Source organism: Burkholderia crassaminum, assembly GCF_964265005.1.
In the GTDB taxonomy this organism is placed as follows: domain Bacteria; phylum Pseudomonadota; class Gammaproteobacteria; order Burkholderiales; family Burkholderiaceae; genus Burkholderia.
In genome coordinates, this window is the sequence record NZ_OZ183800.1 from 2,249,414 (window position 1) to 2,271,513 (window position 22,100).

21 protein-coding genes are annotated in these 22,100 nt (G+C 68.3%); 14 read left to right on the forward strand and 7 right to left on the reverse strand.

Annotation, left to right across the window (positions count from 1 at the left end):
• Window positions 1-6 precede the first annotated feature (6 nt).
• From ACPTTF_RS27045 to ACPTTF_RS27065, 5 genes are all read left to right on the forward strand, one after another.
• Entirely contained in the window at window positions 7-645 is a 639-nt protein-coding gene (locus ACPTTF_RS27045) for a hydrolase (protein ID WP_166953467.1), read from the forward strand.
• A 206-nt stretch (window positions 646-851) separates the two neighbouring features.
• On the forward strand, window positions 852-1,574 hold the full coding sequence (locus ACPTTF_RS27050; protein ID WP_423368936.1) for a haloacid dehalogenase type II: 723 nt from the start codon (window positions 852-854) through the stop codon (window positions 1,572-1,574).
• A gap of 98 nt (window positions 1,575-1,672) precedes the next feature.
• Entirely contained in the window at window positions 1,673-2,581 is a 909-nt protein-coding gene (locus ACPTTF_RS27055) for a hypothetical protein (protein ID WP_423368937.1), read from the forward strand.
• Between the two features lie 119 nt (window positions 2,582-2,700).
• Window positions 2,701-3,081, forward strand: coding sequence for a TraR/DksA family transcriptional regulator (locus ACPTTF_RS27060; protein ID WP_423368938.1), 381 nt, complete (start codon window positions 2,701-2,703; stop codon window positions 3,079-3,081).
• 464 nt (window positions 3,082-3,545) lie between these two features.
• Window positions 3,546-5,408 (forward strand): potassium transporter Kup, encoded by a 1,863-nt coding sequence (locus ACPTTF_RS27065; RefSeq protein ID WP_423368939.1) that lies wholly within the window; start codon window positions 3,546-3,548, stop codon window positions 5,406-5,408.
• A gap of 25 nt (window positions 5,409-5,433) precedes the next feature.
• On the opposite strand, the gene ACPTTF_RS27070 is transcribed toward ACPTTF_RS27065, so the two are convergent.
• The 3 genes from ACPTTF_RS27070 to ACPTTF_RS27080 all read right to left on the reverse strand — a co-directional run bounded on the left by ACPTTF_RS27070 (window position 5,434) and on the right by ACPTTF_RS27080 (window position 7,847).
• On the reverse strand, window positions 5,434-5,931 hold the full coding sequence (locus ACPTTF_RS27070) for an SRPBCC family protein (protein WP_423368940.1): 498 nt from the start codon (window positions 5,929-5,931) through the stop codon (window positions 5,434-5,436).
• Window positions 5,932-5,990: 59 nt separating this feature from the next.
• Window positions 5,991-6,782, reverse strand: coding sequence for a uracil permease (locus ACPTTF_RS27075; RefSeq protein WP_423368941.1), 792 nt, complete (start codon window positions 6,780-6,782; stop codon window positions 5,991-5,993).
• Window positions 6,783-6,887: 105 nt separating this feature from the next.
• Window positions 6,888-7,847, reverse strand: coding sequence for a LysR family transcriptional regulator (locus ACPTTF_RS27080; protein ID WP_423368942.1), 960 nt, complete (start codon window positions 7,845-7,847; stop codon window positions 6,888-6,890).
• A 157-nt stretch (window positions 7,848-8,004) separates the two neighbouring features.
• Between ACPTTF_RS27080 and ACPTTF_RS27085 the strand changes: the two genes are divergently transcribed.
• From ACPTTF_RS27085 to mmsB, 3 genes are all read left to right on the forward strand, one after another.
• Window positions 8,005-9,324, forward strand: coding sequence for an MFS transporter (locus ACPTTF_RS27085; RefSeq protein WP_423368943.1), 1,320 nt, complete (start codon window positions 8,005-8,007; stop codon window positions 9,322-9,324).
• A 115-nt stretch (window positions 9,325-9,439) separates the two neighbouring features.
• Complete coding sequence (locus tag ACPTTF_RS27090; RefSeq protein WP_423368944.1) at window positions 9,440-10,966, forward strand: CoA-acylating methylmalonate-semialdehyde dehydrogenase; 1,527 nt, start codon at window positions 9,440-9,442, stop codon at window positions 10,964-10,966.
• A gap of 14 nt (window positions 10,967-10,980) precedes the next feature.
• Complete coding sequence (mmsB, locus tag ACPTTF_RS27095) at window positions 10,981-11,871, forward strand: 3-hydroxyisobutyrate dehydrogenase (protein WP_423368945.1); 891 nt, start codon at window positions 10,981-10,983, stop codon at window positions 11,869-11,871.
• Window positions 11,872-11,992: 121 nt separating this feature from the next.
• On the opposite strand, the gene ACPTTF_RS27100 is transcribed toward mmsB, so the two are convergent.
• Together ACPTTF_RS27100 and ACPTTF_RS27105 are read right to left on the reverse strand one after the other, a co-directional pair.
• Window positions 11,993-12,325, reverse strand: a complete 333-nt coding sequence (locus tag ACPTTF_RS27100; RefSeq protein WP_423368946.1) for a hypothetical protein — start codon at window positions 12,323-12,325, stop codon at window positions 11,993-11,995.
• Window positions 12,286-12,717 (reverse strand): hypothetical protein, encoded by a 432-nt coding sequence (locus ACPTTF_RS27105; protein WP_423391199.1) that lies wholly within the window; start codon window positions 12,715-12,717, stop codon window positions 12,286-12,288. The genes ACPTTF_RS27100 and ACPTTF_RS27105 overlap by 40 nt, the downstream gene beginning before the upstream one ends.
• A gap of 133 nt (window positions 12,718-12,850) precedes the next feature.
• Here ACPTTF_RS27105 and ACPTTF_RS27110 point away from each other — a divergent pair, with 133 nt between their 5' ends.
• The 3 genes from ACPTTF_RS27110 (at window position 12,851) to ACPTTF_RS27120 (ending at window position 16,461) form a co-directional block, all read left to right on the forward strand.
• Entirely contained in the window at window positions 12,851-14,401 is a 1,551-nt protein-coding gene (locus tag ACPTTF_RS27110) for an NCS1 family nucleobase:cation symporter-1 (RefSeq protein ID WP_166953491.1), read from the forward strand.
• Between the two features lie 22 nt (window positions 14,402-14,423).
• The gene (locus ACPTTF_RS27115) at window positions 14,424-15,152 is read left to right on the forward strand and encodes an aspartate/glutamate racemase family protein (RefSeq protein WP_027791222.1); all 729 of its coding nucleotides are present in this window, start codon (window positions 14,424-14,426) and stop codon (window positions 15,150-15,152) included.
• Window positions 15,153-15,216: 64 nt separating this feature from the next.
• On the forward strand, window positions 15,217-16,461 hold the full coding sequence (locus tag ACPTTF_RS27120) for a LysR family transcriptional regulator (RefSeq protein WP_423368947.1): 1,245 nt from the start codon (window positions 15,217-15,219) through the stop codon (window positions 16,459-16,461).
• Between the two features lie 61 nt (window positions 16,462-16,522).
• Here the strand turns inward: ACPTTF_RS27120 and ACPTTF_RS27125 are convergent, their stop codons facing one another.
• Entirely contained in the window at window positions 16,523-18,094 is a 1,572-nt protein-coding gene (locus ACPTTF_RS27125) for an MFS transporter (RefSeq protein WP_423368948.1), read from the reverse strand.
• A 100-nt stretch (window positions 18,095-18,194) separates the two neighbouring features.
• On the opposite strand from ACPTTF_RS27125, the gene ACPTTF_RS27130 reads away from it, so the two are divergent.
• Window positions 18,195-19,085: a LysR substrate-binding domain-containing protein gene (locus tag ACPTTF_RS27130; RefSeq protein WP_423368949.1), complete on the forward strand. Its 891-nt coding sequence runs from the start codon at window positions 18,195-18,197 to the stop codon at window positions 19,083-19,085.
• A gap of 162 nt (window positions 19,086-19,247) precedes the next feature.
• Window positions 19,248-20,234 (forward strand): ABC transporter substrate-binding protein, encoded by a 987-nt coding sequence (locus tag ACPTTF_RS27135; protein ID WP_423368950.1) that lies wholly within the window; start codon window positions 19,248-19,250, stop codon window positions 20,232-20,234.
• A 22-nt stretch (window positions 20,235-20,256) separates the two neighbouring features.
• On the opposite strand, the gene ACPTTF_RS27140 is transcribed toward ACPTTF_RS27135, so the two are convergent.
• Window positions 20,257-20,631 carry a phage protein NinX family protein gene (locus ACPTTF_RS27140; RefSeq protein ID WP_423368951.1) on the reverse strand — a complete coding sequence of 125 codons (375 nt, stop codon included), beginning with the start codon at window positions 20,629-20,631 and terminating at the stop codon, window positions 20,257-20,259.
• A 387-nt stretch (window positions 20,632-21,018) separates the two neighbouring features.
• On the opposite strand from ACPTTF_RS27140, the gene ACPTTF_RS27145 reads away from it, so the two are divergent.
• The gene (locus ACPTTF_RS27145) at window positions 21,019-22,098 is read left to right on the forward strand and encodes a glycosyltransferase family 2 protein (protein ID WP_423368952.1); all 1,080 of its coding nucleotides are present in this window, start codon (window positions 21,019-21,021) and stop codon (window positions 22,096-22,098) included.
• The last annotated feature ends 2 nt before the right edge of the window (window positions 22,099-22,100 follow it).

The window sequence follows — 22,100 nt, forward strand, 5'->3', positions numbered from 1 at the left end:
GCAACCATGGCAAGCGAACCGATTCGCGACCCCGCGAATGACCACCTGCTCACCCCGCAGAACGCGGCGTTCATCGTCATCGATTACCAGCCGGTCCAGGTGAACTCCATCGCGTCGATGGATCGCCAGCTGCTGATCAACAACATCGTCGGCGCGTCGAAGGCGGCCGTCGCGTACGACCTGCCGATCGTCCACTCGACCGTGAACGTGAAGACGGGCCTGAACAAGCCGCCGATCCCGCAACTGCGCAAGGCGCTCGAAGGCTATCCGACTTACGATCGCACGAGCATCAACTCGTGGGAGGACGTCGAATTCCGCAAGGCCGTCGAAGCGACCGGCCGCAAGAAACTGATCATGACCGCGCTGTGGACCGAAGCGTGCCTGACGTTCCCGGCGCTCGACGCGCTGAAGGCCGGCTATGAGGTCTATGTCGTCGTCGATGCGGTCGGCGGCACGTCGGTCGCCGCTCACGAAGCCGCACTGCGCCGCATCGAACAAGCGGGCGGCCAGATGATCAGCGTCGCGCAGCTGTTCTGCGAATTGCAGCGCGACTGGGCGCGCAGCGCCACCGTGCCTGCGTTCATCGACCTGTTCATCGAAACCGGCGGCACGGCCGGCATCCAGTTCTCGTACGACAAGAGCTGACCGGCGCGGCGCGCGCGGTGTCCGGTCGTGTCCGGCCGCTGCGCGCGCCCATGCCCTGCTCCTCCGTTCCGGCGCGACCGGGACGACATCGCGGCCGGCCGGGCCGCGTTTTCGTATCCGTGATTCAATGTCGATCGAACCGGCGTCGCGCATCGCGCGCGGCACGGCGCTGTGTGCCCTCATCGATTGACCTTCACAGGATCACCATGACGAACCCTGCCGAAATCAAGGCGCTCGTTTTCGATGTCTTCGGAACGATCGTCGACTGGAGAAGCGGTGTCGCACGCGGCGCCGCCGCGTTCCTCGATCGCCACGCACCCGCGCTCGACCCGCTCGAATTCGCCGATGCATGGCGGGCCGAATATTCGCCGTCGATGGAAGAAATCCGCAGCGGGCGGCGCCGCTACGTGCGGCTCGACGTCCTGCACCGCGAGAACCTCGTGCGCACACTCGACCGCTACGGGATCGTCGACGTGCCCGACGCCGCCATCGACGCGCTCAACCTCGCGTGGCACAGCCTCGACCCGTGGCCCGACGCCGTCGCGGCGCTGCAGCGGCTGAAGCGACGCTTCATCATCGCGCCGCTGTCGAACGGCAACATCCGGCTGATGGTCGACGTCGCGAAACGTGCGGGGCTGCCGTGGGATGCGATTCTCGGCGCGGAAGTCGTCCGCGCGTACAAGCCGTCGCCGCAGGTGTACAGCGATACCGTCGAGATTCTCGGCATCGAACCGGCCGAGCTGTGCCTCGTCGCCGCACACAACGGCGATCTCGCGGCCGCGCGCCGGCAGGGGCTGTCGACCGCGTTCGTGCTGCGGCCGACCGAACACGGGCCCGGCCAGACGACCGACCTGCAAGCCGACGACAAGTGGGACTTCGACGTCAAGGACCTGAACGAACTCGCGGACCGGCTGGGCTGCCCGGGTTGAGCGGCGCATGCGCCGGGCACGCCGCACCACGGATGGCACGGCGGCCCCGGCGACTGGTAGACTCCGCAACCATCGCCCTTTCCGATTCGCCTGCCCGCATGTCATCTCCGCTGCATCTGGTAGAAGGCAAACTGACCGCGCTGCGCTTCCTGGAGCGCCCCGATCAGGACAGCTCCGAAGGCCATCCGATACGGCCGGTGGACCCGGAAGCCAGGAAGCGCTCGCTCGGCTACTGGTTCACGCACAACGTGGTGCCGATCATGGCGGCCCTGACCGGCAACGGCGCCGCCGCCAATGCGCTGGTGTTTCAGCAAACCAGCGAAGACAGCATCCTCGCCAAGCTGGATGCCGAGGCCGACAAGGTTGCGCACCCGGCCACATGGTCGTACGCGAACATCCGCGACAGCAAGACCTACGTGTCGCAGAACGCGTCCGTGACCGTCGGCAAGAACGGCAGGATCATCCTGGCCAAACTTCCTGTGGAAATCGAAATCGGCGGGCAAACGTATCGCGGCTTCCTGGGCGGGCAATGCTTCGACGTCGGCGACGAGGTCGTGGCCGTCATCAACCGGCAAGGCCGCCTGTTTGCCCTGGCGTCTCCCGACCGGCGCTATCTGGCGATGGATTACGCCTGCGGCGATACGGGGCTGGCCGGCCTGACCCACACGCTGTGGCTGGCCTGGAAATGGTCGTTCATCGGCGTGAACTGCCTGGTCGTCCCGATGATGATCCTGGTGCTCTGGACCGGCGACGGCGGGTTTTCCGACCTCGAGCTCGACCTGCTCATGCTGCTGGGCGGGCCGCTGATGATGGGTGTCCTGCTGGCCCTGGTCATCGGCGTGCGGCTTTCATGGTCCGACTGGCTGCCGGCGTGGCGCACGTCGGGCATCCTGAATGCGCTGGGCCGCCCGGATCTGTGCACGCGCGATTTCGCCGACGCCCGCATCGAGGCCGAACGCAAGGGCCAGGCGCGCGACACCGATATCGGTCAAATCTATTACGCATAGCGTCCGGCCCTCCCGCGCTGCGGCTTGTCCGCGGCCGCGACATGATCGAGAATGCATCGTCGCCGATCGTGTTCCGACGGTTGGCATCGATTTCTGGCAGCCCCCACCGGAGAACGAACATGGACGAACAACCCAATGGCCTGAACGAAGCGTTTATCGACAGGCAGCGTCAGCGGCTCGAGGCTTTGCAGCGGCAAGTACTCGGTGGCGAGGAAAACACCATCGCGCAGGAACGCCAACAACAGGAAACGACCGGTGCAGAGGCCGAGGAACGCGAGGACGACGCGCAGACGCTCGAACAGGACGTCGCGAACCAGGCGCTGCGAAACGTCAACGTCCACCGGATCGCCGACATCCAGCGCGCGCTGGAAAAGATCGCGGACGGCACCTACGGATACTCCGACGAAAGCGGCGATCCGATTCCGATCGGGCGGCTCGAAGCCGTTCCCGAGGCCATCTACACCGTCGATGAAGAAAGCCGGCGCGAATCGGGACAATGACCGGGCCTCGGCCGTCACCACGGCAACCTTGAACGGGCCACCCCGGCTCGAACCCGACAGGCTGGCCCGGCGCCGCGCGCATCCCTGATACGGCGGACGACATCGGGTCGTCCGCTCGCCCCCGCCCTCGGGAAAACCTTCCGTTGAAGTCGAGCGGCGCGCTCGCGTTGCCTTCATGCACCTGACAAATCCTTTGCACGTCGCCATACGGATGCAAAGGATTGCAGAATACAGTGCGCTCCCGCCCCGCTTGCCTGGCCGTTGCAAAGGCACAGAATGCCGCACGCGGCCGACGTACGGCTCGCACAGTGTCCGCGAAGGGCGAGTCATGCGGGATACTTCGCCGTCTCGCGGGGCACGCGGTCACATCGCCGACGCGCGATGCACCGATCATGGTGCGCATCGCACGGGCCGCAACGACCGGTGATCCGGCGCTCCCCTCTCGAAAGAAACCAAGGACCCGCATGTCGAATCAACACAAATCGCCATGGCTGCTCGCCAGCGGAATCGGTGCGCTGGGTGTCGTGTTCGGCGACATCGGCACGAGCCCGCTCTACACCTTCAAGACGGTGCTCGACCTGACGGGCGGCACGAACCCGGAAACCATCTTCGGCGTCGTGTCGCTGCTGGTCTGGACCCTGATCGTCGTCACGACCGTCAAGTACGCGGGGTTCGCGATGCGGATCGACAACGACGGCGAAGGCGGCATCCTCGCGCTGATGGCCCTGCTTGGCGTGAAGCGGCACAAGCGTCCGCTGATCGTCGCGGCCGGCCTGTTCGGCGCGGCGCTGATCTACGGCGACGGCGCGATCACGCCGGCGATTTCCGTGCTGTCCGCGCTCGAGGGGCTGACGCTCGTCGAGCCGACGCTGGAGCCGTACGTACTGCCGCTGGCCGTCGTGATCCTGCTTGCGCTGTTCGCGGTGCAACCGCTCGGGACCGCGAAGATCGGCCGCGCGTTCGGCCCGATCATGGCCCTGTGGTTCGTCGTGATGGCCGTGCTCGGCCTCTCCGGCATCGTGCGCCATCCGGCGATCCTGTGGGCGCTCAATCCGGTACACGGCATCCACTACCTGTTGCATAGCGGCGGCACCGGCTTTCTCGTGCTCGGCGGCGTGTTCCTCTGCGTCACCGGCGCCGAGGCGCTGTACGCGGACATGGGGCATTTCGGCCCGAAGCCGATCAAGTTCGCGTGGGGCGCGCTCGTGTTTCCGAGCCTGGTGCTCAACTACGCGGGCCAGGGCGCGCTCGTCCTGTCCGGCGCGCCCACCAGCGGCAACATCTTCTATCGCCTCTGCCCCGGGTCGCTCACGCTGCCGCTCGTGATCCTGTCGACGGTCGCGACCGTGATCGCCAGCCAATCGATCATCACCGGCGCGTTTTCAATGACGCGCCAGGCGATCCAGCTCGAATGGATGCCGCGCATGAAGATCGTGCAGACGTCGCAGGAGGGTTACGGGCAGATCTACATCGGCGCGGTCAACTGGACGCTGATGATCGTCACGATCGGCCTCGCGCTCCTGTTCCGCAAGTCGGACAACCTGGCCGCTGCCTACGGCATCGCGGTATCGGCCACGATGCTGATGACCACCGTGCTGCTGTTCATCGCGATGCGCGAGATCTGGGGCTGGAACCTTGCCGCCAGCGGCGCGGTGGCCGCGCTGTTCTTCACGTTCGACACCGCGTTCTTCACGTCGAATGTGCTGAAACTCTTCGACGGCGGTTATGTGCCGCTGCTCCTCGCCGCGCTCGTGTATCTCGTCATGTACGTCTGGCATCGCGGCGTGACGGCGGTCGCCGGCCGGCTTGCCGAGAACCCGGTTTCTGTCGATGCATTCATGCGCTCGACCGGCGACACCCTCGCACGCGTGCCCGGCACCGCGGTTTTCCTGACCCGCGCGAAGGACGGCGTGCCGCCGGTGCTGCTCTGGTACGTCAGGCACAGCCTGGCGCTGCAACGCAACGTGCTCGCCGTGACGCTCGATATCGCGTCGACACCCTGGGTCGATGCCGCCAACCGGATCGCGATCGCGGAGCCCGTGCCGGGCTACTGGACGGTGACCGCGACCTACGGGTTCATGGAACGCGCCGATCTGCCGGCGCTGATGACGCAGATCGCAAGCCGGCACGGCTGCCCGCTCGACCCGGCCGCGCTGACCTATTTCATCGGCATGGAGCGCGTGACCAGCAGGGACGACGGGCAAGGCATTCCGCGCTGGATCGCGCGGGCGTTCGCGCTGATGCTGCGCAACTGCACGCGGGTCACGGATTATCTGCGCGTGCCGGCCGATCAGGTCGTCGATCTGGGCCGGCAGGTCTCGATCTAGCGCGCGGAGAGGGTCGCGCCCCCGGTCAGGCCGCCGGTTCCAGCGCGACGGCACGCCCCTTCGCCGCGCTCGCGAGACGCCGCCAGTTGCGCGCCGCATATCGGTGAGCCTGCTGCAGCGCCAGCCACAGGCCGATCTGACGAACCGGTTTCAGGAAGCCGCGCGCGCTGAACACGGTGCGCCGTTCGACGCGTGTCCTGCCGCCTTCGAGCGGCGTCAGCGTGAATTCGTCCTCGAGCAGGCCGACCCAGTTGCGGCACCAGACCGTCGACGACACCATCCGGTAACGCAGCCGGCGATTTTCGTCGAGCACCAGGATCCGCTGGTCGATGGTGCCGCGATCGGTCGTGCACTGCCGCGTGTTGCCGACGGCCGGCACGCCCTCGAGCACGCGGCAACTGACCGGCTTCGGCACGCCGAGGCGGAACAGCAGCGGCCGCGTGTCGTCCATCCGGGCCCGGAGGAAATGCGGCCACACATGCTCGGGCCGGCAATCGAAGGTCCACTGCGAATGAATTTCCACGACCGTCTCCTGGCGGTTGTCGGTGCGGACATGATGGCACAACCGCCCCGCCGCATCCGTCACTTCACGACCGCACGCCACGCGGTTCGCGCGTAGACGAGCAGCAACGGCAGCAGCGCCAGCGCGAACAGCAGGCTGAGCGCCAGCACCCACACCGGCCACTGTTCCGGATTCCCCCGCGCCCAGTAGCGATAAGGCACGCTCAGGAACCCGATTTCCATCAGCAGCGCACCGAGCGGCACGAGCGCGTTCATGACCACCGCCACGCCGAAACGGGCCGCGCCGTCGAGGTTCCGGCCGGCGCCGTACGCCGCGATCAGGTAGAGGAAGTACCCGATCATCGCGACCATCAGCGCGCCGCCGGCCAGCAGGCCGACACTGCGCACACTGCGCTCGTGCAGCTGATTCGCGCCCTGCGGCAGCACGACGTCGACGCGCTCGCCGATCTCCGGCACGCTGCCCGAGCGAATGTTGCCGGGCAGCACGACCCGCTCGCCATCCGGCATCACGGCTTCCAGTATCGACGTGTACTTGATGCACCGATATTTTTCGGTGCGCCCGCTGCTGTCGCGGCGCTCGCAGGTATCCCACTCGGACTGGTAGGACACGACGGTCGCCTCGTATTTCGGCGACACCGCCAGTTCGTAGAGTTCGTCGCCGATCCAGTACGCGAACGGGAAAAACAGCGATACGAGGCAAAAGCACACGAGCCACCAGAATGCGACCGCGCCGCCTGCCCCACGCTTGCCGCCGGTCTGGCGGCGCACCATGCGCGACGCGAGCCAGTACGCGGCTACGGCGAATACGGCCACACAGACCACGAACACCTTGCCCGCATGCGTCAAAGCCATCTGTGTTTCCCCCGATAACCGGCCGGATCTTCGTCGGCCGTTTTTCAATACCGTTCGATTGCATCGTCGCGGTTGCCACTGTGAGCGCCAGGCTCGCCCGCTCCGCTATTCCGGCTCGCCGACGAATCTCATCTGCCCCGATTCGCCCGACAGCAGCGCGCGATTCGCATCCGCCGCCGCCCGCAGGTAATCCCACAGCGCGGTCACGCGCCGCAGCTTGCGCAGATCCTCGCGGCACGTCAGCCAGAAACACCGCGTGACGACCACGTCGCTCGGCAGCACGGGCACCAGCGCCGGCTGCGTGGCCGCCATGAAACACGGCAGGATCGCGAGCCCGCCGCCCTGCAGCGCCGCGAAATACTGCGCGATCACGCTCGTCGTGCGCAGCCCGGCCGTCGCACCCGGCACCGCCCGGTCCAGGTACAGCAGCTCGTTGCTGAACGCGAGATCCTCGACGTAGCTGATGAACGCGTGCTCCGCGAGATCGTCGGTGCACGTGATCGGTGCGTGGTTCGCGAGATAGTCGTGCGTCGCGTAGAGCCGCAACTGGTAATCGCACAGCTTCGTGACCACGTAAGGCCCGCGCTCGGGCCGCTCGAGCGTGATCGCGAGGTCCGCCTCGCGCTTGGGCAGGTTGACGAAATGCGGCACCGGCAGCAGGTCGACCGTCACGTGCGGATGCTCGGCGCGAAACTGCGCGAGCTGCGGCGCGAGGAAAAAGCAGCCGAACCCTTCCGTCGACCCGATCCGCACGTGGCCCGACAGCGCCTCGCCCGTGTTCGCGACCTGGTCGCACGCGGACTGCACGGTCGTCTCCATCGCGTCCGCATACGCGACGAGCCGCTGGCCTTCGGCCGTCAGCGTGAAGCCGCCGGAGCGCGACTTGTCGAACAGCAGCGTGCCCATCGCGGCCTCGAGCGCACGGATGCGCCGCGCGACGGTCGTGTAGTCGACGCCCAGCCGCTTCGCGGCGCCGCTCGCACGCTGCGTGCGCGCGACTTCGAGGAAAAACCGCAGGTCGTCCCAGTTCAGGTTGCCGGAAACCGGCTCGGTGGCATGTCGCATCGGCGAGGGAAAAAGGGGCTGGCGTCTCCGGGCCGGACGTCGATATGCATAAATGCACATCGAACCGGTTTCTTTATCGGTACATGATGAATCCGCGCATAACTATACTCGACCGTGACCTGCGGACCACGAGCCGCGGCACCACCACGGAGACACCATGCAGACGCGATCCACCCTCGATGAGCATGCGACAGTCGCGGCGCCGGCACCCGAGCGCACCGCGAAGCACTACCTGCTGGCCGGCTGGGCCAGCATGGCCGGCACCACGATCGAGTGGTACGACTTCTTCCTCTACGGCACGGCCGCCGCGCTCGTGTTCAACCGCATCTTCTTCCCGTCGCTGGATCCCGTCGTCGGCACGCTCGCCGCGTTCGGCACGTTCGCGGTTGGTTTCATCGGGCGGCCGATGGGCGGCATCGTGTTCGGCCACTTCGGCGACCGCATCGGCCGCAAGTCGATGCTGATGATCACGCTGCTGCTGATGGGCGTGCCGAGCATGATCATCGGGCTGATCCCGTCGTACGACCGCATCGGCTACTGGGCCGCGGCGCTCCTGATCGCGATGCGCTTCCTGCAGGGGATGGCCGTCGGCGGCGAATGGGGCGGCGCGGTGCTGATGGCCGTCGAACACGCGCCGAAGGGCCGCAAGGGGCTGTTCGGCAGCCTGCCGCAGACGGGCGTCGGGCTCGGCCTGATCCTGTCGTCGGTCGCGATGGCCGCGGTGGCCGCGCTGCCGGAAGCCGACATGCTGTCGTGGGGCTGGCGCGTGCCGTTCCTCGCGAGCATCGCGCTGGTCGGCCTTGGCTGGTTCATCCGCGCGAAGGTGCCCGAATCGCCCGACTTCGAGAAGATGCAGCGCCAGGGCAAGGCCGAGAAGTCGCCGGTGACGGCCGCGCTGCGCCGCCATCCGCGCGAAGTGCTGACGATCGTCGGCGCACGCGCCGCCGAGAACACGTGGTTCTACATGGTCGTCACGTTCGCGCTCGCTTATGCGACGCAGCAGCTGCATCTGCCGAAGGCCGAGATGCTGCACGCGATCACGGCCGGCGCCGCGCTGTCGCTCGTCACGATGCCGCTGTGCGGCCACCTGAGCGACAAGATCGGCCAGCGCCGGATGTTCGCGATCGGCCTCGTGCTGATGTGCGCGTTCGCCGCGCCGTTCTTCATGATGCTCGGCACGCAGCAGACGTCGACCGCGTGGTGGGCGATCGTGCTCGGCCTCGGCGTCGTGTTCCCGATCCTCTATGCGCCGGAGTCGCTGCTGTTCGCGCAGCAGTTCCCGGCGGAAATCCGCTACAGCGGCATCTCGCTGTCGGTGCAGCTGGCCGGCGTAATCGGCGGCGGCTTCGCGCCGATGATCGCGACGTCGCTGCTCAAGGTCGGCGGCGGCCAGCCGCACTACGTGATCGCGTACCTCGTCGGCTTCGGCGTGTTCGCGCTCGTGTGTACCGCCTTGATGCGTCCGGCGCGCGCGTGAGCACGCCGCCGGCATCCGATCGATTTCAGTTCGTCCTGCCGTCCGCCGTGCGCGCATGCGCGGCGGCGGATACGGGCCTCCTTTTTTGTCATCACCTCATTTCCCGGAGAGTTCCATGAACGCCGCAGTTCCCCAGACCACCCTCGCCCTGCCCACCGCCAAGCTGCTGATCGACGGCGCGTTCGTCGAATCGCAAAGCGCCGAATGGGGCGACATCGTCAACCCCGCGACGCAGGAAACGATCGGCCGCGTGCCGTATGCGACGCTCGACGAAGTCGACGCCGCGATCGCGTCCGCGCAGCGCGCGTTCCAGACGTGGAAGACGACGCCGATCGGCGCGCGCTTGCGCATCATGCTGAAGTTCCAGGATCTCGTGCGCCGCAATCTCGAACGGATCGCGAAAACGCTGACGGCCGAGCAAGGCAAGACACTGCCCGACGCGCAGGGCGACATCTTCCGCGGCCTCGAAGTGGTCGAGCATGCATGCTCGATCGGCACGCTGCAGCAAGGCGAATTCGCGGAGAACGTCGCGGGCGGCGTCGACACCTACACGCTGCGCCAGCCGATCGGCGTGTGCGCGGGCATCACGCCGTTCAACTTCCCCGGCATGATTCCGCTGTGGATGTTCCCGATGGCGATCGTCTGCGGCAACACGTTCGTGCTGAAGCCGTCGGAGCAGGATCCGCTGTCGACGATGCAGCTCGTCGAACTCGCGATCGAGGCCGGCGTGCCGCAGGGCGTGCTGAACGTCGTGCACGGCGGCAAGACGGTGGTCGACCGTCTCTGCACGCACCCGGACATCAAGGCGATCTCGTTCGTCGGCTCGACGCGCGTCGGCACGCACGTGTACAACCTCGGCAGCCAGCACGGCAAGCGCGTGCAGTCGATGATGGGCGCGAAGAACCACGCGGTCGTGCTGCCCGATGCGCACCGCGAGCAATCGATCAACGCGCTGGTCGGCGCGGGCTTCGGCGCGGCCGGCCAGCGCTGCATGGCGACGTCGGTCGTCGTGCTGGTCGGCAAGGCGCGCGACTGGCTGCCCGAGCTCGTCGAGAAGGCGAAGGCGCTGAAGGTCAACGCGGGGCACGAACCGGGTACCGATGTCGGCCCGGTCGTGTCGAAGGCCGCGCACGCGCGCATCACTGCGCTGATCGACGAAGGCGTGAAGGCCGGCGCGAAACTCGAACTCGACGGCCGCAACGTGACGGTGCCCGGCTACGAGCAGGGCAACTTCGTCGGCCCGACGATCTTCTCGGGTGTGACGACCGACATGTCGATCTATACGGAAGAAATCTTCGGGCCGGTGGTGGTCGTGCTCGAAGCCGACACGCTCGATGAAGCGATCGCGCTCGTCAACCGCAACCCGATGGGCAACGGCGTCGGGCTGTTCACGCAGAGCGGCGCGGCGGCACGCAAGTTCCAGAGCGAGATCGACATCGGCCAGGTCGGCATCAACATCCCGATTCCGGTGCCGGTGCCCTACTTCAGCTTCACGGGCTCGCGCGGCTCGAAGCTCGGCGATCTCGGCCCGTACGGCAAGCAGGTCGTGCAGTTCTACACGCAGACGAAGACGGTCACCGCGCGCTGGTTCGACGACGACACGACGGCCGGCGGCGTGAACACGACGATCGCGCTGCGTTGAGTGGGAGCCTAATCATGGAAATTGCATTCATCGGACTCGGCAACATGGGCGGCCCCATGGCCGCCAACCTGCTGAAAGCCGGCCACGCGCTGACGGTGTTCGACCTCGACGCGCACGCGGTCGAAGTCGCGGTGCGCGCCGGCGCGACAGCCGCCGGCTCACCGCGCGACGCGGCCGCGCGCGGCGCGGTCGTGATCACGATGCTGCCGGCCGCGCAACACGTGCGCGCGGTCTACCTCGGCGACGACGGCGTACTGGCCGGCGCACGTGCCGGCGCGACGCTGATCGACTGCAGCACGATCGATCCCGGCACCGTGCGCGCGGTGGCCGACGCCGCCGCGCAACGCGGCTTCCCGCTCGCCGACGCACCCGTGTCGGGCGGCACCGGCGGCGCGCAGGCCGGCACGCTGACCTTCATGGTCGGCGCGGACGCCGCGCTGTTCGAGCGCATCCGCCCCGTGCTGCTCGACATGGGCAAAAACGTCGTGCATTGCGGCGGCACCGGCACCGGGCAGATCGCGAAGATCTGCAACAACCTGCTGCTCGGGATCTCGATGATGGGCGTCTCGGAAGCGATGGCGCTCGGCGCCGCACTCGGGATCGACCCTTCGGTGCTGGCCGGCATCATCAATACGTCGACCGGCCGCTGCTGGAGCTCGGACACGTACAACCCGTATCCGGGCGTGAGCGACACCGCGCCGGCCGCGCGCGGCTACGCGGGCGGGTTCGCGGCGAACCTGATGCTGAAGGATCTCGGGCTCGCGACCGAAGCGGCACGCAGCGCGCACCAGCCGGTGTGGATGGGCGCACTCGCGCAGCAGCTCTATCAGTCGATGAGCCAGCAAGGGCTCGGCGCGCTCGACTTCTCCGCGTGCGTGAAGCTGTACGAGGCGCAGCCGGCGTAACCGCCGCAGCCGACGCCGGACGTGCGCCGACCCGCGATGTGCCTGAACGGCCTCGCGGGTCGGTTTGCATCGGGGAGAAGGAAAACGCGGACGGCGACGGCACGCCGACGCCACCGGTCGTTCAACTGCGCGGGTTCGACGCCGTCTCGAAGGTCGGATGGCACTCGAACGCGAGTTCGGCGCGCGCGCCGACACGGCTGCCGCCGGTCAGCGATTCCTGCTTCATGCTCGCGCGCATGCCGCGCTGCGTGCAGTAGTTGCTGGCTTCGTCGATGGCCTTCGTATGGGCATCGGCCCACGTCGTCGACACGCCGACCGTGCGCGTCGTCACGGTAAATACGTTCGGGTTCGACGTCGCGGTCACGTCGGAAGCGGTCGAACACGCGGCGAGCAAGCATGCAGCAGCCGCGACGGTCAACCATCGCAAGGTTCGAAAGGAAACTGGAGTGGACATGGGGGGAATGCGCACGCGTATCGACGTGCATTGAGCAACATAGGCGACAGTATGCCTGCTCGATCGCCGGAGATCATGCCCCTTTCAGTGAACACATTGTTTCGAATGGTTAAACGATGATGAAAATGGGGCAATATTTCCACCGATTCGTGCCCCATTTCCGGGCCGTCTGTCGCCAGCAGGTCGTTTTGCCCGATCGGTCCGGCCGCAGCGCGTTTTGCGACCGCCGATCCGTGCGCGGCTTCCTGCCTGCTCCTTGCCAATGCTTCCGCCAGGTTCCGCCACGCCGGCTGCCCCGGCGCGTAGCCCGCGCGGATATACGCGGCTAGCTCGGCCATCTGCCGGTCGTCGAATGCGTCGCTGCATCCGTCCGGATTCCATTCATTTTTCAAATACCGCCCAGCCGAATATTTAATTTCCCATCGCCGCGACCGCCACCCATACTCGCGAACAAATCCGAGACATAACGTCCACGGCGGCCGGGCCGTCGCAGCGTGTCCACGCTGCCGGTTTCGCGCCCCGCACATGGAAGGAGACAACGGCGTGCAACTGGAAGCCACCCACCGCCCGGGCATCGCGCTCGGCGCGGACGACGCATCGCATCGAACCGATTCGGCCGCGCGCGACCCCGCGCTGAGCCCGCGGCTGCACAACCCCGACCTCGCGCCCACCAAGGCCGAAGGTCGGACGTGGGGCCGCTACAGCATCTTTGCGCTGTGGACCAACGACGTGCACAACATCGCGAACTATTCGTTCGCAATCGGGCTGTTCGCGCTCGGCCTGTCGGGCTGGCAGATGCTCGCCTCGCTCGCGATCGGCGCGGTGCTCGTGTACTGCTTCATGAACCTCACCGGCTACATGGGCCAGAAGACCGGCGTGCCGTTCCCGGTGATCAGCCGGATGAGCTTCGGCATCTACGGCGCGATGCTGCCCGCGCTGATCCGCGCGGTGATCGCGATCGCATGGTTCGGTATCCAGACCTATCTCGCGTCCGTCGTGCTGCGCGTGCTGCTCACCGCGATCTGGCCGGGCCTCGCCGCGTTCGACCAGAATGCGATCTTCGGGCTGTCGACGCTCGGCTGGATCACGTTCGTCGCGATCTGGCTCGTGCAGATCGGCATCCTCACGTACGGGATGGAAATGGTCCGCAAGTACGAGGGGCTGGCCGGCCCGGTGATCCTCGTCACGACGCTGTCGCTCGCCGCGTGGATGTTCAGCCGCACGGGCGGCCATCTCGCGATGTCGATCGGCAAGCCGATGACGGGCCTGAAGATGTGGACGGAGATCTTCGCGGGCGGCTCGCTGTGGCTCGCGATCTACGGCACGCTGGTGCTCAACTTCTGCGATTTCGCACGCTCGTCGCCGAGCGCGAAGACGGTGCGGGTCGGCAACTTCTGGGGCCTGCCGGTCAACATCCTCGTGTTCGCGACGATCAGCTTCGTGCTCGCCGGCGCGCAGTTCAAGCTGAACGGCCACATCATCCACAGCCCGACGGAAATCATCGCGACGGTGCCGAACAAGCTGTTCCTCGTGCTCGGCTGCCTCGCCTTCCTGATCGTGACGGTCGCCGTGAACATCATGGCGAACTTCGTCGCACCGGCCTTCGTGCTGACGAGCCTCGCGCCGCACCGCCTGTCGTTTCGCCGCGCGGGCCTGATCAGCGCGACGATTGCCGTGCTGATCCTGCCGTGGAACCTGTACAACAGCCCGATCGTGATCGTCTACTTCCTGTCCGGCCTCGGCGCGCTGCTCGGCCCGCTGTACGGGATCATCACGGTCGACTACTGGCTCGTGCGCAAGCAGCGCGTGAACGTGCCCGATCTCTATACCGAAGCGCCGACCGGCGCCTACTTCTACACGCGCGGCGTGAACCGCAAGGCGCTCGCGGCGCTCGTGCCGTCCGCGCTGATCTCGATCACGCTCGCCGTCGTGCCGGCCTTCAGCGCGATGACGCCGTTCTCGTGGCTGCTCGGCGCAGCCATCGCGGGCAGCGTGTACTGGCTGCTGGCCGATCGCAAACGGCAATACGAAGAGCGCTCGGGCGAACCCATCGCGGTCGCCTGCGCGCAACACTGAACACACGCATACGGAGTCAGCAATGAGGATCCTGGTAGTCAACGTCAACACGACCGAGTCGATCACCGACGCGATCGCCGCGCAGGCGCAGGCCGCCGCGTCGCCGGGCACGGAGATCGTCGGGCTGACGCCGCGCTTCGGCGCGGAGTCGATCGAAGGCAACTTCGAAAGCTACCTCGCGGCGATCGCCGTGATGGATCGCGTGCTGAGCTACGACGAGCCGTACGACGCGGTGATCCAGGCCGGCTACGGCGAACACGGCCGCGAAGGCCTGCAGGAACTGCTGACGGTGCCCGTCGTCGACATCACCGAAGCCGCCGCGAGCGTCGCGATGCTGCTCGGCCATCGCTACTCGGTCGTCACGACGCTCGACCGCACGGTGCCGCTGATCGAGGATCGCCTGAAACTCGCCGGGCTCGACGCGCGCTGCGCGTCGGTGCGCGCCAGCGGCCTCGCGGTGCTCGAGCTCGAGGAGAATCCGGCCCGCGCGATCGAGTCGATCGTCGGCCAGGCGCAACGCGCGGTGAAGGACGATCACGCGGAGGTGATCTGCCTCGGCTGCGGCGGGATGGCCGGCCTCGACCGGCAGATCGAGGAATGCACGGGTGTGCCGGTCGTCGATGGCGTATCGGCCGCGGTCGCGCTCGCCGAGTCGCTGGTGCGCCTGAAGCTGAAGACGTCGAAGGTCCGCACGTACGCGCCGCCGCGCCCGAAGCGGATCGTCGGCTGGCCGGGCACCTTCGCAAAATGACGACGGTCCGCCGGCCGGCAATCGCGTTGCGCATGGCCACGGTGTCGCCGGGAGGCATATCGGCATGCGGGACCCGCTAGAACCGACCACCCTGCCGCGCGACGCGGCCGACACCGCGGGCGTGCTCGACGTGCTCGATGCGCGGCTGATGCGCATCCTGCTCGTGCTGTTGACCGAGCGCACCGTGTCGCGTGCGGCCGTGCGCCTGAACATGTCGCAGCCGGCGACGAGCGCCGCGCTCAAGCGCCTGCGCACGCTGCTCGGCGATCCGCTGCTGGTGCGCAGCCGCTACGGGATGGTGCCGACCGAGTTCGGCGCGCGGCTGATCGAACCGCTGCGCAACGCGCTGCGCGTGATCGACTTCATCCGCATCCAGCAGCCGACGTTCGACGCGCGCACGTCGGTGCGCACCTACCGGATCGGCTGCCCCGACTACCTGAACGTGCTGTTCGTGCCGAAGCTCGTCGCGCTGTTCCGCGAACGCGCGCCGAACGCGCAGCTCGTGTTCCATCCACTTGGCGACGGCTTCGACGACGAGCGCGCGCTGGCCGACGGCGAGCTCGACGTCGTGATCGACAATCGCCCGGCGCGCTCGTCGCGGTTCCGGCAGGACGACCTGTTCGACGATCGCGTCGTATGCCTGATGCGCGCGACGCATCCGCTCGCGCGGCGCGGTGCGATGACGGCCGCCGATTTTTCCGAAGCGCCGCAGCTGTGCCCGACTCCGTCGTGGCTCGAAGCGTCCGGCGCGATCGACCGGCAGCTCGAACGTGTGGGCCTGCAGCGGCGGATCGTCGTCACGCTGCCGCACTTCGAACTCGCCGCACATGCGCTCGTGCGCACCGAGATGCTCCTGACCACCACGTACCGGCTCGCGCGGCATTATGCGAAGCTGCTGCCGCTCGCCGCCGTCGCGTTGCCGGCGGAGCCGCCGGACATCGTGTACCGGATGACGTGGAACGAATCGGGGGCGTGTGTCGACGGCGTGCGCTGGCTGCGCGGGTTGATCGCGGAAGCGACGCGCGCGTGGCTCGACGCCGAGGCGATGCTGCCGGCGGTTGCCGCGGTTGCGGCGGGTGCGATTGCGGACGTACAGAACAGCGTGCCTGCCGCGGCCGATGCAGTCGATGCGGCCAATGCAGTTGATGCAGTTGATACACCCGATGCGGCCGATACACCCGCTACGGCCGACGCGCCCGAACCGGCTCGACGCACACGCCGCAGACAGGCGACGCATTGCCACGCGTCGCACCCGCCGCGCGTCGCCCATGCGGCGCGCATCCACCGTCACGCGACGAAGCCGCACTGACCGGCACGTGCGACAGGCGCAACAGCGCGCCGCTCCGTAGGTCACGCACCTTCACGTGCCGTCACGCGCCGTCGCGCATCGGTTGCGCAAGCAACTTGTATGCAACGACGGCCGCGACGAGCGCGAGCGCGCCGCTCACCATCAGCGCGTCGGCGAACCCGCTCGCGAACGCGACGGGCGCCGCCTGTGCAAGCACGCCGGCCGCTGCCGCCGGCACACGCTCGAGCGCCCGCGCCAGGTCGCCGGCCAGCAGGCTCGACATGAACGGCGCATCGGCGAACGCGCGCAGCCCCGGCGCGGCGGACAGCAGCCGGTCGAGCCGCGCCTGCGTGCTCGCCGCCAGCACCGCGCCGAGCACGCCGACGGCCGTCACGATCGCCGAGAAGCGCGTCGTCGTGCTGATGCCCGACGCCATGCCGGTGCGGTTCGACGGCACGCACGCCATGATCGCCTTCTGCGTGTCGCCGTTCATGATGCCCGCGCCGCAACCCGTCACGAACATGCCGATCGCGACGAGCCGGTAGTCGCCGCTGGCCGTCAGCGCCGCCGTCGCGAGGTTGCCCCCGCCGATCAGCGCAAGCCCGCCCGCCAGCACGCCGCCGGACGACACGCGCGCGGCAAGCGCAGCACCAAGCGACGGCCCGGCGATCATCGCGAACGCGAACGGCAGCATCCCGAGCCCCGCGTCGATCGCCGACATCCCGAACGCGTTCTGCAGGTACAGCGGCAGGAACGTCATCATCACCTGCGCGCACGCCGCATAGCCGAACATCGCGAGCACGGCACCGACGAAGCGCGGCTGGCGGAACAGCGCGAGATCGATCATCGGCCGCGCCTGCCAGCGCTCCGCGCCGATGAACGCCGCGAACAGCGCGGCGGCGAGCGCGAGCCGGCCGAGCGTCGCGGCCGACAGCCAGCCATGCGACGGTGCGCCGATCAGGGCCGCGATCGCGCACGCGAGCGCCGCGCCGAACAGCAGGCTGCCGGCCGCATCCACGCGTTTCGCGTGCGGATCGCGCGACTCGTCGATCGCGACGCGCGCGCCGGCCGCGAGCAGCAGGCAGACGGGCAGATTCAGCAGGAACACCCAGCGCCACCCGATCCATTGCGTGATCGCACCGCCGACGAGCGGTGCGATGGCCGTCGCGATCCCCATGCACATGCCCCAGATCGCCCACGCGCGCGCCCGTTCGCGCCCCTCCGGAAAACGGTTCGCGATCACGGCGAGCGCGGCCGTCAGCAGCAGTGCGGCGCCGCCGCCCTTCACCGCACGCGCGGCGATCAGCCAGCCCGCCGACGGCGCGACGCCGCAGCCGAGCGACGCGAGAAAGAACAGCGCGAGCCCCGCGCCGAGCATCCGCTTGCGCCCGAAGCGGTCGGCGAGCCCGCCGGCCGGCAGCAGGCAGGCGGCGAACGCGGTCATGTATGCGCTCACGACCCATTCGATATCGGCGAAGCTCGCGTGGAAACTGCGCGCAATGCTCGGCAGCGACACGGCGACCACGTTCGTGTCGAGCACGATCAGCGAGCAGGTTGCGGACGCGATGGCGAGCGTCGCGGCGGCGGGCATGCGGGCGCCCGCGTGCGGGGTGGCGGCCGCGCCTGCTGGCGACACGGGTGAGGACTGGGACATCGGCAACTCCGGGGCAACATGAACAAGCCGTATGCTAGGCTTGCCCGGTATTGCCTGTCATTGATACTCCGATGCTGTTTTATTAACGAAAATTGCAATCATGGATCGGCTCGAATTCCGTCACGTGCGCGCGTTCCTGAGCGTCGCGCAACACCTGCACTTCGCCCGCGCGGCCGAAGCGCTCGACATGGCGCCGCCTGCGCTCACGCGGCAGATCCAGGAGGCCGAACGCGTGCTCGGCGTGCGCCTCTTTCACCGGTCGCGCCGCGCGGTCACGCTGAGCGCGGCCGGCGAGGCCTATCTCGCCGAAGCGAGCGCCGCGGTCGAACACCTGCAGCGCGGCCGCGAACTCGCGGCGCTGGCCGAGCGCGGCGAACTCGGCCGGATCGAGATCGGCTACGTGTCGTCGGCCGTCTATTCCGGCACGCTGCAGCGCACGGTCGGCGCGTTTCGTGACGCACACCCGCGCATCGAGCTGAACCTGCGCGAAGTGCCGATGGACGACGTCGCGACCCAGCTCGACACGGGCCGCCTCGACCTCGCGTACGTCCGCCCGCCGCTGCCGCTGCCCGGCGGCCTACGGATCGTCACGCTGCAGCGCGACGTGTTCGTCGCGGCCGTGCCGGCCGGTTCGCGCTACGCGTCGATGGCCGCCATTCGCGCGGCCGACCTCGCCGACGCACGCTTCGCGGTACCCGAACAGGAGCGCGGCACGCTCGAAGTCGCGCGCCGCGGCCGCTTCGCGCCCGTGATCGCCGCCCGCCCCGGCGGCTTGCTCGCGGTGCTCGCATGCGTGTCCGTGAACGGCTGGGTCGCGGTGATTCCCGATGCGCTGGCCGGCTGCGTATCGCTGCCGGGTGTCGTGTACCGGCCGATCGCCGGCAAGCCGATCACGTCGGAACTGGCGCTTGCGCACCGGCGCTTCGAAAAGGCACCGGCGGTGCGCGCGTTCCTGCGGACGGTTCCGTCGGCCGCTCGGGACGCCGCATGAAACGCCCGCGTGCGGCAACGAAGGCGATGGCGGCCATGTCGGCCACCGCTTCGCCGCGCGAATATGCATTGCACGATTCGATGTTTGTCGGCCGGAAACCGATTCCGTAACCTGACCGGCAGCCGCGCCGCCTGCGCGCGGATGACCGAGGACACACCGCCGATGAACCCATCCTCCGCCCCAGCGCGCCGCCGCGTGCTGCAGCGTCTTGCCGCCCTCGCCGCCGCGCCGCTCGCCGGCGGCCTCGCGCTCCCCGCCCATGCGGCCGGCGCCGACCTGTCGGGCGTCACGCTCGTGCTCGGCGACCAGGCCGGCGGCCTGCGCGCGCTCGCCGAAGCCGCGCGTGTGCTCGACGGCACGCCTTACCGGTTCCGCTGGGCCAACTTCCAGGGTGCCGCGCCGCTGTTCGAAGCGCAGCGCGCGGGCGCGATCGATCTCGCGCCGGCCGGCGACCTGCCCGTGCTGACGGCCGCGCTCGGCGACCCGTCGTTGCGGATCGTCGCGACGCGCGTCGGCTCGCCGGCGTCGCTCGGCATCGTCGTGCAGCCCGAATCGCCGGTCCGCGCCGTCGCCGACCTGAAAGGGCAAACCGTCGTCGTGTCGTCCGCGCGCGGCAGCATCTCGCAGTACCAGTTGTACGGCGCGCTGCGCGAACACGGCCTCGCGCCGCGCGACGTCGACGTGCGCTTCGTGCTGCCCGTCGACGCGTTCGCCGCGTTCGAGGCGAAACGGATCGGCATCTGGGCGACGTTCGACCCGTACTACGGGCATGCGGTACGGCGCGGCGCGCGCATCGTCCGCGACGGCAACGGCATCAACTCCGGGCTGGCGTTCCTCACGTCGCCGGTCGAAACGCTCGACGATCGCGCAAAGCGCGCGGCGCTGGCGGACGTGCTGGCGCGGCTCGCCCGCGCGGGCCAATGGGCGCTCGCGCATCCCGCCGACTATGCGAACGTCTATGCGTCGCTCACGCGCCTGCCGCCCGACGCGGCCACCGACATCGCGCACCGGGCCGCACTCGCGCAACGCAGCCTCAGCGGGGCCGACATCGACGTGCTGCAGCGTGTCGCCGATCGCGCGGCAACCGACGCGATCCTGCCGCGGCGCGTCGATGTCGCATCGATCGCGATCCGAAACCTATCCGCCTGAACGATGCCGTGTGCGACTGCGTTCAGCGTGGTCGCGCCATATCGAGGTCCGGCACGTCGTCGCCGAACGTCGAGGCGACGAGCGTGCGCATCGCGGCGACCAGCAGCGTTGGCCCCGACTGGTTGAACGTGCAACGCTCGCCCGCGGCCGGCACCGCGCGGTGCAGCACGGCCCGCCACGCGCCGCGCCCGCCGTCGCGCTCGAATGCGGCGAACGGCAAGCGCTCGACGATCGGGCCGCCGTCCGTCCACGCGGTCGACGGTGCGAACGGAACCGGCGCATCGCCCGCCGTGCGAATCGACGTACATCCGGATATATCGGCGCGCGGGGCGTCATGGCCTTCCGCGACCGCGACCCAGTAATCCAGCGGTGCACCTGTCAGTTCCCGGACTTGCATGACTGTCTCCGTCATCGTCGTCGTTGAATCGACATGCTAACCGTTGCGCATGCGGCCGTTGCGGTTGCCGATGGCGCCGCAACGGCCTGCCGTATCGCTGAAATCCCTCCCCCGCGCCAACCCGCGCACGCTGTCACGGCGGCGCCATGCATCTGCCGAAGATCGGGCCGCTCGAGACGTCGATCGCGCTGCTCGTGCTGCTGCGCGCACGGCTCGCCAGTCGAGGGACGCTCCGTTATCGTTCGCGCCCGCCGCCGCGCCCGCATCAATTCGTGTTACGAATCCCCGATTCCTGCCTACAATGATCAGAACGCCTGTCGTCCGGCCTGCAGCGGACGACGACCTGATCCATACGGCGCAGCGCAGGCCGGATCTCTCGGGGGACGCATGTCCGCGCACGCCAGAAAGCCGCTGGTATCGCTCGTCGTACCGTTCCACGACGAGGCGGAAGCAATCGACGCATTCTTTGCGGCCACGCTGCCGATCCTCGAATCGATCGATACGGTGCGCTTCGAGATCGTCTGCATCAACGACGGCAGCCGCGACGACACGCTGGACCGGCTGATCGACTTCGCCGCCGGCGACTCGCGCGTTCGCATCGTCGATCTCACCCGGCGCTTCGGCAAGGAGGCCGCGCTCACCGCCGGCATCGACGAAGCCGCCGGCACCGCCGTGATCCTGATCGACGCCGACCTGCAGGATCCGCCCGCGCTGATCCCCGCGATGATCGAACGCTGGCTCGCCGGCGCCGAGGTCGTCGCCGCGAAGCGCACCGACCGCATGTGCGATCCGCTGATGCAGCGCGTGGCCGCCGCGCTCTACTACCGCGTGCACAACCGCCTCTCCGAAGTCGAGATGCCCGAGAACGTCGGCGATTTCCGGCTGATGGACCGCCAGGTCGTCGACGCGCTGCGCGCGCTGCCCGAGCGGCGGCGCTTCATGAAGGGCCTGTTCGCGTGGGTCGGCTATCGCATCGAGATCATCGAATACACGCGTGCGCCGCGCAGCGGCGGCCGCTCGAAATTCTCCGGATGGCGGCGCTGGAACTTCGCGCTCGAAGGCATCACGAGCTTCAGCACCGTGCCGCTGCGCGTATGGACCTACATCGGCCTCGCATTCGCCGCCCTCTCGTTCATCTACGGCGCCTTCATCGTCATGCGCACGCTGCTGTTCGGCAACCCCGTGCACGGCTACGCGTCCCTCATCTCCGTGATGCTGTTCGTCGGTGGCATCCAGCTGATCGGCATCGGTGTGATCGGCGAATACCTCGGCCGCATCTACCACGAGTCGAAGCAGCGGCCCGTCTATCTCGTGCGGCGCCGTTACCGCGCCCAGCGGGATGCCGCCGCGCATCCGGGGTCGACGCTGCTGCAGTTCCCGCTCAAGCGCACGCACGCGGCCCGCCGCAGGGCACCGCTTCCCGCGTCCGCCGCCGGCCACGGTGCGCGGAAAGCCTCCGTCAAGTAACC

Excerpts from the sequence above, each read along its gene's own strand:
- ACPTTF_RS27045 (WP_166953467.1), top strand. The coding sequence starts at position 7 with ATGGCAAGCGAACCGATTCGCGACCCCGCGAATGACCACCTGCTCACC.
- ACPTTF_RS27050 (WP_423368936.1), top strand. The coding sequence starts at position 852 with ATGACGAACCCTGCCGAAATCAAGGCGCTCGTTTTCGATGTCTTCGGA.
- ACPTTF_RS27055 (WP_423368937.1), top strand. The coding sequence starts at position 1,673 with ATGTCATCTCCGCTGCATCTGGTAGAAGGCAAACTGACCGCGCTGCGC.
- ACPTTF_RS27060 (WP_423368938.1), top strand. The coding sequence starts at position 2,701 with ATGGACGAACAACCCAATGGCCTGAACGAAGCGTTTATCGACAGGCAG.
- ACPTTF_RS27065 (WP_423368939.1), top strand. The coding sequence starts at position 3,546 with ATGTCGAATCAACACAAATCGCCATGGCTGCTCGCCAGCGGAATCGGT.
- ACPTTF_RS27075 (WP_423368941.1), bottom strand. The coding sequence starts at position 6,782 with ATGGCTTTGACGCATGCGGGCAAGGTGTTCGTGGTCTGTGTGGCCGTA.
- ACPTTF_RS27080 (WP_423368942.1), bottom strand. The coding sequence starts at position 7,847 with ATGCGACATGCCACCGAGCCGGTTTCCGGCAACCTGAACTGGGACGAC.
- ACPTTF_RS27085 (WP_423368943.1), top strand. The coding sequence starts at position 8,005 with ATGCAGACGCGATCCACCCTCGATGAGCATGCGACAGTCGCGGCGCCG.
- ACPTTF_RS27090 (WP_423368944.1), top strand. The coding sequence starts at position 9,440 with ATGAACGCCGCAGTTCCCCAGACCACCCTCGCCCTGCCCACCGCCAAG.
- mmsB (WP_423368945.1), top strand. The coding sequence starts at position 10,981 with ATGGAAATTGCATTCATCGGACTCGGCAACATGGGCGGCCCCATGGCC.
- ACPTTF_RS27100 (WP_423368946.1), bottom strand. The coding sequence starts at position 12,325 with ATGTCCACTCCAGTTTCCTTTCGAACCTTGCGATGGTTGACCGTCGCG.
- ACPTTF_RS27110 (WP_166953491.1), top strand. The coding sequence starts at position 12,851 with ATGGAAGGAGACAACGGCGTGCAACTGGAAGCCACCCACCGCCCGGGC.
- ACPTTF_RS27115 (WP_027791222.1), top strand. The coding sequence starts at position 14,424 with ATGAGGATCCTGGTAGTCAACGTCAACACGACCGAGTCGATCACCGAC.
- ACPTTF_RS27120 (WP_423368947.1), top strand. The coding sequence starts at position 15,217 with ATGCGGGACCCGCTAGAACCGACCACCCTGCCGCGCGACGCGGCCGAC.
- ACPTTF_RS27125 (WP_423368948.1), bottom strand. The coding sequence starts at position 18,094 with ATGTCCCAGTCCTCACCCGTGTCGCCAGCAGGCGCGGCCGCCACCCCG.
- ACPTTF_RS27130 (WP_423368949.1), top strand. The coding sequence starts at position 18,195 with ATGGATCGGCTCGAATTCCGTCACGTGCGCGCGTTCCTGAGCGTCGCG.
- ACPTTF_RS27135 (WP_423368950.1), top strand. The coding sequence starts at position 19,248 with ATGAACCCATCCTCCGCCCCAGCGCGCCGCCGCGTGCTGCAGCGTCTT.
- ACPTTF_RS27140 (WP_423368951.1), bottom strand. The coding sequence starts at position 20,631 with ATGCAAGTCCGGGAACTGACAGGTGCACCGCTGGATTACTGGGTCGCG.
- ACPTTF_RS27145 (WP_423368952.1), top strand. The coding sequence starts at position 21,019 with ATGTCCGCGCACGCCAGAAAGCCGCTGGTATCGCTCGTCGTACCGTTC.